Here is a 15,259-nt window from a genome sequence, read left to right as displayed (position 1 = left end):
TTCAGTTGTCGTGCATAGTAGGTTATCATAAGCCGCTTTTACTATCATTATTAGAGTCCTTATGCCGATTATATCTAAATACACAGATGATCAAGTTGAAAAAATCCTAGCTGAAGTAGGTGCTGTACTAACTAAGCACAAAGCTTCGCCAGAACTTTCACTGATGATCGCTGGAAATATCGCAACCAATGTCTTAAATCAGAATGTTGCTGCTTCACAACGCAAAGGAATTGCTGAAAAATTTGCCGAGGCTTTAATTTCTTCTCTTGAAGATAAAAAGTCTCACTAAATTTGATTGACGGATAAAAGAATTATAAATGGTAGACAGCGCAAACTCATATAGCGATCGTGTATCTCGACTGGTTGGTTGGGGTCACTGGTTTGCATTTTTCAACATCATTGCTGCGATGTTGATTGGTACTCGTTATATTACTCAATCTGCTTGGCCAGAAACCTTGCTAGGCCAATTCTATTTGGCTGCATCGTGGGTTGGTCATTTTGGCTTTTTAGTGTTCGCGCTCTATCTATTAGTGCTGTTCCCGCTCACTTTTATTCTTCCGTCGAGGAAGTTATTACGTTTGGTTGCCGTTATCTTCGCGACCATAGGTTTAACTGTCCTACTTATTGATACCCAAACGTATCAAAATATAAACCTCCACCTGACGCCTGTCGTGTGGGAGGTTTTATTCAGTGGAGAGGAATCTGCATTCACGTCTGATTTGCAGCACCTCTTCATTGTTATGCCGCTTATCTTCTTGCTGCAACTCGGTCTATCTGAGTGGGTTTGGCGTAAGCAGCGTAAACTGTCTCATAAACACATTGGCCGTCCGATTACTGCCGTCTTCTTCTTGTGTTTCATCAGCAGCCACTTGACCTACATGTGGGCTGATGCGTACTTCTATAACCCAATTACTAGCCAGAAAGCGAACTTCCCACTGTCTTACCCTATGACAGCGAAAAGCTTTATGGAAAAACATGGCCTATTAGACCGTGAAGAGTACCTTGAGCGTTTAGAAGCGAACAAAGAGAATGTAAACCTAGTTAGCTACCCGCTAGAAAAAATTCAATACAACCGCCGCAGTGATGATCTTAATATCCTGATGGTGAGTGTGAACAACCTTCGCTCTGACGCACTTAATGCGACGGCGATGCCAAACAGCTATGCCTACGCGCAACAGTCGATCAACTTCACCAACCACTACAGTTCAAGTAACGATATGTTCGGTATTTTTGGCTTGTTCTACGGCCTACCGAGCAGCTACGCAAGCAGCATTGAAGCTCAGGGGTCAAGCGCAGTATTGCTCGATGTTTTAGAGAATCACGATTACAAGTTCGCTGCTTTCAGTGGCGACAACTTTAGCGATGCACTTTACTCGGATATTATCTTCCGAGGCCGTGATGTGATGCCAGAGCAAGCAACTTATGATGACCAGAGTGCCATAAAAGCTTGGTCTAACTGGATTCAATCACCGCAAGCTAAACGCCCTTGGTTTAACTTTATTGAATTAACCACACTGGATAACTTCGCCAGCTACGATTCAAGTTCAGAGTCGGACTCTACGCTAACGACAGCAGAGCGTTTTGCAGCAGACTATCAAAAGTCGGCGACAGCGGCCGATGCTCAGCTAGCAACTATCTACGCTGAACTGGAACGCTTAGAGCTTGCCGATAACACGGTGGTTATCATTACCTCTAACCACGGTACTGAGTTTAACGAAACCAAAACCAACAGCTGGGGTGCAAACTCCAACTACAGTCGTTATCAGTTACAAGTACCACTGTTTATCAGCTGGCCTGGCAAGTCTGCTTCTGAATACACCCACCGTTCTAGTCATCTAGACGTGTCAGTAACACTGATGCAAGAGCTATTGGGTGTATCTTCGAACCCAACAGATTTCAGTAGTGGTCGCAGCCTGTTTAATGAACGTAACAGAAAGTGGATTCTCGCGGGCGACTCTCGTGAACTTGCTCTTGTTACTGACCAGCAAACAACGGTGTTGGATAAATTTGGTAACTACAAATTGTACGACCAAAATTACAAGCGCCTGAAAAACGTAAGCCCTCGCTTACCTGTGTTGATGCAAGGCCTGACAGAGCTACAGCGTTTCTACACAAAAAATGACTAAATAATCAGCAAACAGCAAAGGGAAGCCAATGGCTTCCCTTTTTTATTGCCGTGAATGATTAGAAAACAAGCAACAAAACAAAATTATGAAAATTAAGGGTTTACAAGATCCTCCACCCCTTATATTATTCACGCCACTGGAGGGATGGCTGAGTGGTCGAAAGCACCGGTCTTGAAAACCGGCAACCGTTAATAGCGGTTCTAGGGTTCAAATCCCTATCCCTCCACCACTTTAAAGAAAGCCGCTGAGAAATCAGCGGCTTTTTTGCATCTGAAGCTTTTTAAAATATAAAGCTCATCTAACAAAACTCTCTACAGTCCCAGTTTCAAACCCATTCACTTTATACCTAGTTTTAAATTCCGATCTCACCGTTCTAAACTAAAAGTTCATGCGCCTAAGCCACTCCCCTCATAACTTTACCTGCAAGCCAATTAGATACTTTCTTTTTTAATAGCACAGAAACACTTCACGTATAACAAAAGTTGGGAATACTTGGCTTATTGAATATTAGATTTTGTCGGCTTCTTAATAAACCGAACAATAAATAATCATTCAGAACAAAAACACCAAAAAGCGTTCATAAAAAAAGCAGTCAGTTAATAAGGGTATTTACAAGCGAAAGCCACCCTTATATTATACGCGCCATTGGAGGGATGGCTGAGTGGTCGAAAGCACCGGTCTTGAAAACCGGCAACCGTTAATAGCGGTTCTAGGGTTCAAATCCCTATCCCTCCACCACATTAAAGAAAGCCGCTGAGAAATCAGCGGCTTTTTTGTATCTGGCGTTTGCGTAAAGAACTTACGTATTTTCCACTACGCCACCTTTCGGCTCACTTCAAAACGCCCAATCAATTGGTCTAAACGGCTCAATGCATTGCCCATCAAGGACACTCGACGTGCGAGTTGCTTAGTAGACAGTTGTAAGTCAGATATTGAACGTTGGGCTTTATCTGCCGTTTGTCCATTTTTCTGACTGTTTTCATCTAAGTTAGACATCGTGGTAAAGAGGTCACTCACCGCCGATTGAATTTGCTCACTGCGAGCATTTGAGTCGACTGTTAAGTTTCCTTTACTCACATTCTCGACACCTCGCTCCATGGACTCAACAGCACTGCGAGACTTACTATGCAGCTCTTTCATTAGGTCACTAATATGGTTAGCAGCTTGTGAAGTTCGGTCAGCCAGAGTTCTTACTTCAGAAGCGACGACAGAGAACCCTCTCCCGTGTTCACCTGCTCTTGCCGACTCAATGGCCGCATTCAAGGCCAAAAGGTTAGTCTGCGCGGTAATGTCAGTAATGATATCTATAATGTCAGACACCTTAGTCATTTCATTATTCACCTCATTCACGCTATGCGCCGAGCTTTCTACGATATTGCGAACAATCTCCATGCCTTCGACGGACTGATTGTACTCCTTCTCTGCGCTCAGGACGGCTTGTTTCATCACCGTGTCCATTTGCGTTGCTGAGACACTCGCATGAGTAATTTCGCTCTGTTGATACTGACTCAACTGAAGCATATTGCTTAACGCTTGTGATGCATCATCACTGGTTTGCTTCATCACGACACTGCGACGAAACATCGATTCCGAAACCTCTCTAACTTCGTGACTCGCATGGATCAACTCACTCACCGTGTTATCTAAATTGTCGATAAAACTGTTAGTCCAGCGCCCTAAGTTGCCAAGTTCATTATGACTGAATGTGGTGGGATCAAGTCTCCGACTTAAGTTGCCATCACCTTCGGCTAAGGTCTGCATTACCCCGGTCATTTCATGAATCTTCTTCGCTAGTGGTTTGGCGCTAACTAAACGGAATAAGCCCAATGAAAGCAACGCGCAAGCGAACATAATACCACTCTGCATAAAAGGTGTGAGTGTATAAAGGTTGGCAAACAGTAATGGAACAAATAGAGGCAGTAGCATGCAGCTGATAAAGTGCTTAGATAAGGTATAACTTAGACTTCGGTCTCTGTAGACCTCTTCTAAATCGGACTCACACATCATGCCAAAGGTATCTGGTGAACCATCCAATTGAAAAGTGATACCTTTGCCAATAACGGGTATGTGGCGATAGTCAGAATACCCCGGATAACCAATAAACAAGTTATTGCCATTTTTAATGGTTTCTCTTACGCCTGGGTGAAGCTGATTAGTGGCTGGGTCTGTAAAGCGAATCTCAAATTCGGTGTGGTGCTGGATCTTAACCGTTCCCCAATCAGTATGAATCCCTTGCTTTAAGTTCTCGCCGTGTGAAAAGGTATTATCTTCAAAGCGAGAACGAGAGAGCGCAACACCCGGCTGAGTATTAGGATCATGAATGGAGTCGACCATAAAGATATAGTTATCACCCGACTCGCTATAAATATGCCCCGCTTCTCTTTGAATAATGTCACCAATAACATCATTTGGAACACGACCACATAGGAATTGCGGCGCCCCTTCATCCCGAGAAAAGGGGACATAAAACATCAGCGTTACTTGGTCATGAAACGATGAACTCGAAGCCCCTACGTTCAACGTGCGCTGATCCATATACGGCCCATGCAGATAACGCTTTGAAGCCCCTTCAACTAAAGCCTTCTTGTCTCCAAGGTTAACCCCTACATGCTCATGATAACTCGATGCTTGTGCTATCCCCTTAGCATCGACGATCGCCAACTCAGAAAAATCCGTACTGCGTTTAAGAAGGCTAGATAACGTCCCCTGTGCTTGCTCTTCCGTTCGACTTGCCAAATAAACAGCAGAGTCTTCTAAAAAGTCCCATTGATTCTTGACCCAGTTATGCAGAAGTTGAACTCGCGTGTGAGCAATACTTTCAAAAGCTTGTTCAAGCTCCTCCGTCCTACTTCGATTGAGGAAACAAGCTCTGCGCATAGCCAGTTTTCCTGTTGCGCCAAACCAATTAAGCCAACTACGTTCCTTGTCCGTCAGGTTCATTTTTATCCCTTGTGTTTTTATAGACACATGGGTAAAGCAATTTACAGACCACAATTAATCACACAAATACGTAACTAATTAATAAAAAAGCACTTTATATGAATCACAATGGTGCAACCGTGTCTTTTATGGTGCAAGATACGCTTATTTCACACCATCATTTCAATGAGCTATCAGGCGCTAATTTGAGAGGTTAACCGTAAACATGATAAGCCGCTTTTAACAGCTGCATGTGAATCGGCACCAAATCTTGATGTTGAGTTCGATATCCGCCACCGACTACGCAGGCCATCGGAATAGACTCTGATTTCGCTAACTCAATCATGAAACAGTCGCGTTCAAATATCCCTTTTGTCGAAACATTCAAGTAACCCAATTCATCGTCTTGATGGATATCGATCCCCGCATCATAAATAATCAGATCGGGTTGATGGTGAGCAATCGCTAACTTAGTGACTTGTTCAAAACAACGTAGGAACTCTTCATCTTCTGTTTCACGACTTAATGGCACATCTAAATCGGATAGCGGCTTTCGTGCAGGGAAGTTTTTATCGCAGTGGAACGACAGAGTAATGATGTCGTCGTTGTCTTGGCAAAGAGTTGCTGTGCCATCACCATGATGAACGTCGCTATCAACGATCAGCACTTTATCGATATGTTCAAAGGTCAGCGCGTGTTTTGCCGCTAAAGCCAAATCGTTCAACAAACAAAAGCCACTTCCAAAATCATGATGCGCATGATGATAACCACCACTCAAATGAATCGCTAAACCAGTCTCTATTGCCATTTCAGCGGCCAAGCAGGTTCCACCACTTGAGTAGAGTGTTCTTTCGATAAGTTGCTCGCTCCACGGGAAACCGATACGTCTCATCTTTGCTGCAGGTAACTTACCAGACACGAGCAAATCAACATATTCGCTATCATGTACCTGTTTTACTTGCTCAACCGAAACCGGCGTTGGTTGGCACACTTCAAACTTGCACTTCCATCGAGGTTCGCTATTCATCAGCGCCTCAACAGCACTATGCAACAACTGATATTTGTTGATTGGGTAGCGATGACCTTCTGGTAAAGGTAACTGTGAATAGATTGGGTGGTAAATTAAAGGAATCATAATCAGGCTAATTGCGTATCTTTCTCAAAATCATAACAGCCTCAAACTTGGCGACAACCTTAATTAATGATAATGGTTATCATTGTTATTAATTATAAAGTAGAGACCATAATGAAAAACGTAATACTCATCTTTGGGGTGATCTGCGGCTCAGCGGCAGCAGTAATGATTTTTGTAGGAATGCTAATGGCCAGTTGGTGGAGCGTTGATTTTCTCGTGTTAAGCCATCAAACTTAACTAATTGAACTGAAAAGGAATCACCATGAGCGTTATTTTTATTACTGGAGCGAACCGCGGCATTGGCTTAAGCCTGACTCGACAATACTTGGAAAGTAATCACAAGGTGTACGCGACTTATCGTGATGCCAATTCAGCAAAAGAACTGCTCTCTCTCGCAGACCACAACAGCAATCTGACCTGCATTCAATTAGAGATAACCGATTACCAAGCGGTGAGCCACCTCACTTCGCAAATAGAGTCGATTGATATCTTGATCAACAACGCTGGCTACTATGGTCCTAAAGGTTATGGTCTGGGTAATACCGATGTCGAAGAGTGGCGCCGTGTATTCGAAGTCAACACCATTGCGCCATTGAAGCTTGTCGAGACTCTATTACCTCTTATAGAAAGTAGTGACGTCAAAAAGATCGCCTGCCTGTCTTCCAGAGTCGGTAGCATGTCCGAGAACACCTCAGGCGGCGGCTACATCTATCGCTCCTCCAAAGCCGCTCTAAACTCCGTTGTGAAGAGCTTAAGTAACGACTTAACCGATAACGGCGTTACGGTGTTAGCTGTGCATCCTGGTTGGGTACAGACCGAAATGGGCGGCCCTAATGCTCTGATCGACACCGACACCTCAGCTTCTGGTCTTATAAAAGTCATCGAGTCCGCGAATACTGAAGTAAGTGGTCACTTCTTCAATTTCGATGGCAGCAAAATAGACTGGTAACCCGCAGATGAATGATGGCCCTCTCTCAAACCTAGTTAAGCACTCAACACTGTTTTGTCTGACGGTGATGCTAGCTGGCTGTTTTAGTGATGGCCCCGGAGGCTTATTCGACGACTACCAAACAAAGATAGCCAGAGTACAAGATACTGACGAGATAAAAGAGGAATTGGAACTTCAAAGCCTACCGAGAAAACGAGAACTGCTGCTTGACGTGCCCTCGCTTTCTATTGGTCTCATCGACAGCTACCAGCTTCGCCAGTGTGGATTGTTCAATCTGATTGCAGAAAGAAATTCAGTTCTTGGGAAAGTCGCGGATGAGTTTCGCAATTACGATTATCAAGTCGCCCTACTTGCAGGTGTTGGGAAATGTTTATCCGGTAGCGAATTAGACCCTGAGGTCGTAGAGCTACTGAAAGAAATCGAGCAGCAGAAACTCACACAGTTTCCGCGGCACCAATGGAATCTAATCTATGCCAGCGATGCCATGCAGTCACAAATGCGTGGTAGTCAGTGGTTACGTGCTGATATCGGCGATCAGGTACGACAAACCAGTGATGCCTTAGAACATATCAATCAAGCGTTAAACGTTCCGCTCGTTTCGGGAAAGACTACTGAGGTTCAAGAAGTATTAGAAAAGAGCTCTACGCTCGGGGATTTATACTACTCGCTCACGCGAGCTTCGGCCGAACTTGATACCATCACCAAACAGCTGACAACTTTTGATCACAATATCATCTGTGGTAAACAACGAGACACGACCAAGTTTCGTTATCTCAACAATGTGTTCGAGCAGCAATACATAGACAAAGTTCAGCCGTACATGGCGCAATTAGATGGCTACTATCAGCAGTTAGCCCCGCAACTTGGTATGTTTGACGCACAACCTGAACTACACAGTTATTACTTTCCCATCAAAGATGCGCATCACGCCTTTCGATCATCCACTCGTCGCCATGTGGACTATTGGCAGCAGCTGTTTAAGCGCTGTGGCCGTAAAGTCGGCCGTTAATCCTAACCTCAAAAAGTCTTAGCTTTTGGTGCTCTTTTTAGCGGAAGTACCTTTCTTAGCGTACGAACCATTCTTAGCATACGAACCGTTCTTGGCATAAGACTTCTTCGCACCGCCACCTTTACGGCGTTTGAAGGCAGGTCTCTCGACTTTAGGAAGGTGGCGGAGTGATTCAGGAACTTCTCCCGTTTTTACTTTACCCATTAAACCATCAATCTTGCTTTCTAACGCTTGCATGAAAGGCTGATACGCTTGATTTCGTTCTGCCATGCCTTGCAGCTGGTGCTCCCAATGTGCCGTCATGTCTGGGAAGGTAGAATCCTCAGGTAAGGCATGAATCAAGCCTCTGCCCGCAGGGCTACTGTGAATACTCTTACCTTGGCGCGTTAGCAGCTGCCTTTTGAATAGAGTATCTAGAATACCCGCACGGGTTGCTTCTGTGCCAAGGCCATCGGTTTCTTTCAAAATGGCTTTGAGATCTTTGTTCGCAACAAAACGCGCGATACCTGTCATCGCTTGAAGCAATGTCGCTTCCGTGAAGTGTTTTGGTGGCTCAGTTTTCTTATCACCAATCACGCCTTCACGGCACGTCAACACCGTACCTTTATCCAATGGAGGAACCGTATCCGTGCCATCCCCTTTTTCTTCGGTATCCGTTTTACCCATCAACACCTTCCAACCCGGGTTGATAAGCTGACGCCCTTTTGCGATGAACACGCCACCAGCGATATCAAAGACCAGCTTAGCATCAGCAAAAACCGCAGGTGGGTAAAACTGCATTAGATACTGACGAGCGATTTGCTGATAGATTTTCATCTCGTTGGCAGACAGGCCGTTCACCGATGACTTCTTCGGAGTAGGAATAATCGCGTGGTGAGCATCGACCTTACTGTCGTTCCATGCTTTGGATTTAAGAGAAAGATCCGCACCTTGAGCACCACCTTGCAGCTCTTTCGCATTGTTAGCGATAGCATCCACGACCGACTCTCTTTGCGAGTAATGATCTTTAGGTAGGTAGCGGCTGTCAGAACGCGGGTAAGTGATGAGTTTGTGTTTCTCGTACAACGACTGACAAGTGTCGAGAACCTGCTGAGCACTCATACCAAAACGCTTAGACGCATCAATCTGCAAGGCTGACAGCGAGTAAGGCAGTGGCGCAGCTTGTTTACTTTGCTTTTGCTCTGATTCCGTCACCGTCGCGGGTTGATTCGCAATTCGGTTAGCCACATTCTCAACCAGCTTTCGATTGAGCACTCGGCCTTCTTCATCTTGCCATGGCTTACATGCTTCGCTTGGTTTCCAACGCGCTCGAATATCAAAGCTCTGGCCGTTGTTTTGATAAGGGATAAAAGCGTGCAGAGTGAAGTAATCTTTAGGAATGAAATTCTCGATTTCTTCATCACGTCTTACAACCAAACCAAGCACTGGCGTTTGCACTCGCCCTACCGACAACACGCCTTGGTAACCCGCCTTTTGACCAAGCAAGGTGTAAGCTCGGGTCATGTTCATGCCATACAGCCAATCGGCTCTAGAGCGTGCTAAAGCAGAAATAGACAATGGAATAAAGTCTCGGTTACTGCGCATTTGAGAGAGCGCACGCTTCACGGCTGGTAAGTTCAAATCGCTGATCAGCAGCCTGTCCATCGACTCTTTCTTGGCCTTAGACACCTTGCAGTAATCGATAACTTCATCAACTAGCAACTGCCCTTCTCTATCCGGGTCACCCGCATGGACAATTTGGGTCGCGTCTTTCAATAGCTTTCGGATCACCGTGAGCTGTTTGCTTGACGTCTTACGAGGTCTTAGTTGCCATTGCTCAGGCACGATAGGAAGATCGGCTAAGTTCCACTTCTTATAACGGTCGTCATAAGCGTCCGGCTCAACCTGCTCCAATAAGTGTCCAATACACCAAGTCACCACATCCCCATTGCCACATTTGATAAACCCTTGGTCTTTCTTTTGTGGATTCGGTAGTGCGGCGGCAATGGCGCGGCCTAGGCTTGGTTTTTCAGCAATAATAAGGCGAGACATGTTTTTCCAGATGCTACAAACAATTAGGGCCACATTATCTAATGTGGCCCCTAGAAATCAAGGGAAACTGGTTGTTTATACAGTTAGCATTCCACTATTCAAGCTTCAGCTTTCTTTACAAGAACTCGACGAACTTTGAGAAGTCACGTTCTGGCGCTTTCATTGGCGTACAGCCCGGAGTACCCAAATATAGGAAACCAACAATTTCGTCGTCGCCTTCTAGGCCGAAAGCTTGGTGAACTTCAGGGTGGAACATCCACTTACCTGAGCGCCAAAAACCTTGGAAACCTTGTGCAACGGCAGCCATTTGCATGGCTTGCGCAGCACAACCCGCAGATAGGTGTTGTTCGAACGCGGGCACTTTTTCGTGCTCAGTTACCTTTGCGATGATAGTGATCACCATCGGTGCTCGAAACGGCGCTTTTTTAACTTTCTCAATGACCGCTTCTTCGCTCTCGTCAGCTTGTGCTGCACGAACCAAAATATCAGAGAGCTTCTGTAACCCTGAGCCTTGTGCGATAACAAAGCGCCATGGTGTCAATGCGCCGTGGTCTGGAGCGCGCAATCCCGCTTTGATGATGTTTTCTAACGCCACACCTTCAGGTGCTGGATCAGAGAGTTTTGCGATTGAGCGTCTGTTGAGCAATAGATCCAAAGCATCCATTTGAAGTCCTTACTATTTCTTTATTATTTGTATACTTAAACTTTAGCACAGAATACAAACGATAATAAATCTCAACGGCTGTCTATTTGAAGCAATATTTTAAACGACACTAGAAACAACAAAGGCCCCTAAATCTATGACTTAGGAGCCTTATTTATCTGTCTAGTCCAAGCTTAGTTACCCGTCTAGTTCAGCTTATTGAACTTTCTGATTCAAACTTATCAAACGAGAACATTCTGGTTGTTGTTAGAGCTTAATCGCCAGCTCAACACCTTGTCGAATTGCGCGCACTGCATCTAGCTCACCGGCATAATCAGCACCGCCTATCACGTGCAGTTTACCACCAAACTCTTGCCACATGTCTTCGAATGGACGAACTGAAACCTGACCCGCACACACGATAACGGAATCGGCATCGAGTACCTGATCTTTCTTACCAACGCTGATATGCAGACCTTGGTCGTCAATCTTATTGTAGCTCACGCCACCCAGTAGGTTCACACCGCGTTTTTCTAGGGTTCGCTTATGAATCCAGCCTGTAGTCTTGCCCGGACCTTTACCAACACGACCCGCTTTACGTTGCATCACCCAAACCGTTTTGTCACTGAACGAATCAGGGTAAGGATAAAGTCCACCAGGATGTTCCATATTCTTATCAATGCCCCACTCATGCAGCCAGTCATCCAAGCTGTGAGAAGTCGGCTCTGTCAGCATAGTTGCCACATCAATACCGATACCACCGGCACCAACAATCGCGACTTTTTCGCCTACTGGTGTCTTTTCACGAATCAAGGTTTGATAATCGATTACGTTTTCTTGGTCAATTCCTTCAATATCAAGCTTTCTTGGCTCAACACCGGCAGCCATAACGACCTCATCGTACTTCAACAACATCTCAAACGTCGCTTCAGTATCCAGTTTTAAGTTCACGCCTGATGCGTCGATTTGATTAGCAAAGTAGCGAATCGTTTCTCTGAACTCTTCCTTGCCCGGTATCTGCATTGCCAATCTAAATTGGCCGCCGATACGATCATTTTTCTCAATAAGATCAACATTGTGCCCACGCTGTGCCAACGTCGTCGCGCAGGCTAAACCGGCTGGGCCTGCGCCGACAACCGCAATGGTCTTAGTCGCTTGCGCTGGCTGAACAACAATTTCAGTCTCGTAACACGCTCGTGGGTTCACCAAACAGCTCGCTCGCTTACCCTTAAACACGTTATCAAGACAAGCTTGGTTACAGCCGATACAGGTATTGATGAACTGCGCTTGGTCTTGAGCGGCTTTATTAACAAAGTCCGGATCTGCCAAGAATGGACGCGCCATTGATACCATGTCGGCCTGTCCTGAACTGAGGATACGTTCGGCCTCTTCTGGCGTGTTGATTCGGTTACATGTCACCACTGGGATCGACACGTATGGTTTCACTTTCTCGGTTACCCAAGAGAATGCGCCTCGTGGTACTTGCGTCGCGATAGTCGGAACACGAGCTTCATGCCAACCAATACCAGTATTGATGATAGTCACGCCCGCTTCTTCTAGCTTTTGAGCCAAAAGAACAACATCTTCAAAGGTGCTACCTTGTTCAACCAAATCCAGCATCGACAGTCGGAAAATAATAATGAAATCTTTACCCACCGCTTCGCGAATCGATTTGACGATCTCTAGCGGGAAACGCATACGCTTCTCGTAAGAACCGCCCCACTCGTCGTAACGCATGTTGGTACGCTTACAAATGAATTGGTTAATCAAGTAACCTTCCGAGCCCATGATCTCAATGCCGTCATAACCAGCAACCTGAGCTAGCTCTGCACTATTGGCAAAGGCACCGATGGTCTTTTTGATCTGACGAGGGCTCATCTCACTGGGTGCGAACTTAGCGATTGGCGCTTTAATGCCAGAAGCACTTTGCGCGAATGGGTGCATCGCATAACGACCGGCATGCAATAGTTGAAGCGCAATTTTACCGCCGTGCTTGTGGACGGCTTCGGTAACAACTTGGTGCGCTTTGGCGTGCTTTACTTTACTGAATTCAGCACTAAATGGGGTTAATCTGCCACGTAAATTAGGAGAGAAACCACCGGTAACAATAAGACCAACGCCTCCTTTTGCTCGCTCTTCATAAAACGCGGCAAGTTTGTGTAGGCCTTCTTTATTTTCTTCTAAACCTGTGTGCATTGATCCCATCAATACACGGTTACGTAACTGAGTAAATCCAAGATCGAGTGGTTCAAGTAAATGTGGGTACATGGCAGACATCACTTCTATTATTTTATCCTTGTGGTCTGACCACAGTATAGTTCAATCACCAAAAGTTCAAACAACCGTTTACATTTTTGTAACACCGATCATAATGCTGAAGGTATTAATCGTTCAGAACCCCTTAATTTGACTACACTTAATGAGAATATATATCGATTAACAATTCTTGGTGTAGTTTGAGCTTGGGAATTATCGTAGGATACTAAGCAGTTCATATTATTGAGATTAATGGTACTACGGCTTGTTAAAGCGACGTGATCTCACTGCGGAGACAGAATGAAAAAAATATTCAAATTTATAGGTATGATCTTTAAAGGGATTTGGAAGCTCATTACGTTTGTACGTCTTGCGCTGGTTAACCTAGTCTTTTTACTCAGTATCGCCATCATCTACTTTGTGTACTTCCATTCAGATACGGCTCAACCGACGGTTCCACAGGATTCAGCTCTGGTGCTTAACCTGTCTGGTCCTATTGTGGAACAAAGTCGCTATATCAATCCGATGGATTCGGTCACGGGTTCGCTGCTTGGCAAAGACCTTCCAAAAGAGAACATCCTGTTTGATATCGTTGAAACGATTCGCTACGCAAAAGACGATGACAAGGTTACAGGTATCGTTTTAGCACTCAAAGAGCTGCCAGAAACCAACCTAACCAAACTGCGCTACATTGCTAAAGCATTGAATGAGTTCAAAGCGACAGGCAAACCTATTTATGCGGTGGGTGACTTTTACAACCAAAGCCAATACTACCTAGCAAGCTACGCAACTAAAGTCTTCCTATCACCAGATGGCGGTGTTCTTCTTAAAGGTTACAGCGCTTATTCGCTTTACTACAAAACCTTGTTAGAGAAGCTCGATGTGAATACTCACGTGTTCCGTGTGGGTACTTACAAGTCAGCTATCGAGCCATTCATTCGTGACGACATGTCAGATGCAGCGAAAGAGTCCGCTTCTCGTTGGTTAAGCCAACTATGGGGTGCGTACGTTGATGACGTCAGTAACAACCGTCAGATCGACGCTAAAATACTGAACCCAAGCATGGACACCTTCTTGAAAGAACTTGAGTCTGTCGATGGTGACATTGCAAAACTGGCTGAGAAACTTGGCTTAGTGGATGAGTTAGCGACACGCCAACAAGTTCGACTAGAGCTTGCAGATGTTTTCGGCAGTGACGGTCAAGACAGCTACAACGCGTTTGGTTACTACGAATACCGTGCAACCATGCTTCCCGACATGACCAGTGAATCACACGACGTTGCCGTGATTGTTGCCAGCGGCGCAATTATGGATGGCAAGCAGCCACGTGGCACAGTTGGCGGAGATACCACTGCAGCCCTACTGCGCCAAGCACGTAACGACGATAAAGTGAAAGCCGTTGTACTTCGTGTAGATAGCCCAGGTGGCAGTGCCTTTGCTTCAGAAGTTATTCGTAATGAAATAGAAGCGATCAAGCAAGCGGGTAAGCCAGTTGTTGTGTCGATGTCGAGTCTTGCTGCTTCAGGTGGTTACTGGATCTCGATGGGCGCAGATAAGATCCTAGCTCAGCCGACCACACTAACGGGTTCGATTGGTATCTTCAGTGTTATCACTACCTTCGAAAAAGGGCTGAATGATATTGGTGTTTACACGGATGGCGTTGGTACGTCACCTTTCTCAGGTCTTGGTATTACAACTGGACTTAGCGATGGCGCGAAAGACGCGTTCCAAATGGGCATTGAAAACGGATACCGTCGATTCATCAGCCTAGTTGGAGAAAATCGCGGCATGGAAGTAGATGCGGTCGACAAGATTGCTCAAGGTCGAGTTTGGACAGGTCAAGATGCGATTCAGAAAGGCTTAGTCGATGAGATTGGTGATTTCGATGATGCGGTTGCAGCGGCGGCTTCACTTGCAGAGCTTGAAAGTTACAACATCTACTGGGTAGAAGAACCACTTTCGGCGACTGAGCAATTTATTCAAGAATTTATGAACCAAATTCAGATGTCGATAGGCCTTGATATTCAGTCAATGATTCCAAGCAGTTTACAGCCCGTTACTCAACAGTTAGCTCAAGATAGCCAGCTGTTAGGCAACTTTAACGACCCACAAGGCCGATACGCTTTCTGCTTAAACTGCCAAGTTCAATAAGATAAGCTCAACGCTTTATTATCAAGAGGCACCTCTGTGT

10 protein-coding genes and 2 tRNA genes are annotated in these 15,259 nt (G+C 45.4%); 7 read left to right on the top strand and 5 right to left on the bottom strand.

Translation table 11 applies throughout. The features are described from left to right. The first annotated feature begins 61 nt into the window (after nt 1-61). The 4 genes from AB4133_RS00730 to AB4133_RS00715 all read left to right on the top strand — a co-directional run bounded on the left by AB4133_RS00730 (nt 62) and on the right by AB4133_RS00715 (nt 2,864). Nucleotides 62-289, top strand: coding sequence for a YejL family protein (locus AB4133_RS00730; RefSeq protein ID WP_004734063.1), 228 nt, complete (start codon nt 62-64; stop codon nt 287-289). A gap of 28 nt (nt 290-317) precedes the next feature. After that, nucleotides 318-2,126, top strand: coding sequence for a DUF3413 domain-containing protein (locus AB4133_RS00725; RefSeq protein WP_017065981.1), 1,809 nt, complete (start codon nt 318-320; stop codon nt 2,124-2,126). A 138-nt stretch (nt 2,127-2,264) separates the two neighbouring features. Further along, nucleotides 2,265-2,355: transfer RNA gene (locus tag AB4133_RS00720), tRNA-Ser, on the top strand. Between the two features lie 418 nt (nt 2,356-2,773). Further along, nucleotides 2,774-2,864: transfer RNA gene (locus AB4133_RS00715), tRNA-Ser, on the top strand. Between the two features lie 75 nt (nt 2,865-2,939). Here AB4133_RS00715 and AB4133_RS00710 read toward each other — a convergent pair. Next, nucleotides 2,940-5,066 (bottom strand): methyl-accepting chemotaxis protein, encoded by a 2,127-nt coding sequence (locus tag AB4133_RS00710; RefSeq protein ID WP_372102861.1) that lies wholly within the window; start codon nt 5,064-5,066, stop codon nt 2,940-2,942. 193 nt (nt 5,067-5,259) lie between these two features. Further along, nucleotides 5,260-6,180 (bottom strand): histone deacetylase, encoded by a 921-nt coding sequence (locus tag AB4133_RS00705; RefSeq protein WP_372223791.1) that lies wholly within the window; start codon nt 6,178-6,180, stop codon nt 5,260-5,262. A gap of 262 nt (nt 6,181-6,442) precedes the next feature. On the opposite strand from AB4133_RS00705, the gene AB4133_RS00700 reads away from it, so the two are divergent. Further along, nucleotides 6,443-7,129, top strand: coding sequence for an SDR family oxidoreductase (locus AB4133_RS00700; RefSeq protein WP_372223789.1), 687 nt, complete (start codon nt 6,443-6,445; stop codon nt 7,127-7,129). 7 nt (nt 7,130-7,136) lie between these two features. Continuing rightward, on the top strand, nt 7,137-8,138 hold the full coding sequence (locus tag AB4133_RS00695; protein WP_102568624.1) for a DUF3080 domain-containing protein: 1,002 nt from the start codon (nt 7,137-7,139) through the stop codon (nt 8,136-8,138). An 18-nt stretch (nt 8,139-8,156) separates the two neighbouring features. Here AB4133_RS00695 and AB4133_RS00690 read toward each other — a convergent pair whose 3' ends face one another. From AB4133_RS00690 to AB4133_RS00680, 3 genes are all read right to left on the bottom strand, one after another. Next, the gene (locus tag AB4133_RS00690) at nt 8,157-10,169 is read right to left on the bottom strand and encodes a DNA topoisomerase III (protein ID WP_372223787.1); all 2,013 of its coding nucleotides are present in this window, start codon (nt 10,167-10,169) and stop codon (nt 8,157-8,159) included. A gap of 115 nt (nt 10,170-10,284) precedes the next feature. Further along, nucleotides 10,285-10,833 carry an NAD(P)H nitroreductase gene (locus AB4133_RS00685; protein ID WP_004734087.1) on the bottom strand — a complete coding sequence of 183 codons (549 nt, stop codon included), beginning with the start codon at nt 10,831-10,833 and terminating at the stop codon, nt 10,285-10,287. Between the two features lie 246 nt (nt 10,834-11,079). Continuing rightward, nucleotides 11,080-13,089 (bottom strand): NADPH-dependent 2,4-dienoyl-CoA reductase, encoded by a 2,010-nt coding sequence (locus tag AB4133_RS00680; RefSeq protein WP_004734088.1) that lies wholly within the window; start codon nt 13,087-13,089, stop codon nt 11,080-11,082. Between the two features lie 279 nt (nt 13,090-13,368). On the opposite strand from AB4133_RS00680, the gene sppA reads away from it, so the two are divergent. Then, the gene (gene sppA, locus AB4133_RS00675) at nt 13,369-15,219 is read left to right on the top strand and encodes a signal peptide peptidase SppA (RefSeq protein ID WP_372223785.1); all 1,851 of its coding nucleotides are present in this window, start codon (nt 13,369-13,371) and stop codon (nt 15,217-15,219) included. Nucleotides 15,220-15,259 lie beyond the last annotated feature (40 nt).

Origin of the sequence: Vibrio sp. 10N.286.52.F8 (assembly GCF_041468745.1) — a bacterium.
In the GTDB taxonomy this organism is placed as follows: Bacteria; Pseudomonadota; Gammaproteobacteria; order Enterobacterales; family Vibrionaceae; genus Vibrio; species Vibrio crassostreae_C.
This window is presented reverse-complemented; position numbering and strand designations above follow the sequence as displayed.

Bases quoted from the DNA above. Each gene is read 5' to 3' on its own strand.
- AB4133_RS00690 (WP_372223787.1), bottom strand. From the start codon at position 10,169: ATGTCTCGCCTTATTATTGCTGAAAAACCAAGCCTAGGCCGCGCCATT.
- AB4133_RS00685 (WP_004734087.1), bottom strand. From the start codon at position 10,833: ATGGATGCTTTGGATCTATTGCTCAACAGACGCTCAATCGCAAAACTC.
- AB4133_RS00710 (WP_372102861.1), bottom strand. From the start codon at position 5,066: ATGAACCTGACGGACAAGGAACGTAGTTGGCTTAATTGGTTTGGCGCA.
- AB4133_RS00700 (WP_372223789.1), top strand. From the start codon at position 6,443: ATGAGCGTTATTTTTATTACTGGAGCGAACCGCGGCATTGGCTTAAGC.
- sppA (WP_372223785.1), top strand. From the start codon at position 13,369: ATGAAAAAAATATTCAAATTTATAGGTATGATCTTTAAAGGGATTTGG.
- AB4133_RS00730 (WP_004734063.1), top strand. From the start codon at position 62: ATGCCGATTATATCTAAATACACAGATGATCAAGTTGAAAAAATCCTA.
- AB4133_RS00695 (WP_102568624.1), top strand. From the start codon at position 7,137: ATGAATGATGGCCCTCTCTCAAACCTAGTTAAGCACTCAACACTGTTT.
- AB4133_RS00705 (WP_372223791.1), bottom strand. From the start codon at position 6,180: ATGATTCCTTTAATTTACCACCCAATCTATTCACAGTTACCTTTACCA.
- AB4133_RS00725 (WP_017065981.1), top strand. From the start codon at position 318: ATGGTAGACAGCGCAAACTCATATAGCGATCGTGTATCTCGACTGGTT.
- AB4133_RS00680 (WP_004734088.1), bottom strand. From the start codon at position 13,089: ATGTCTGCCATGTACCCACATTTACTTGAACCACTCGATCTTGGATTT.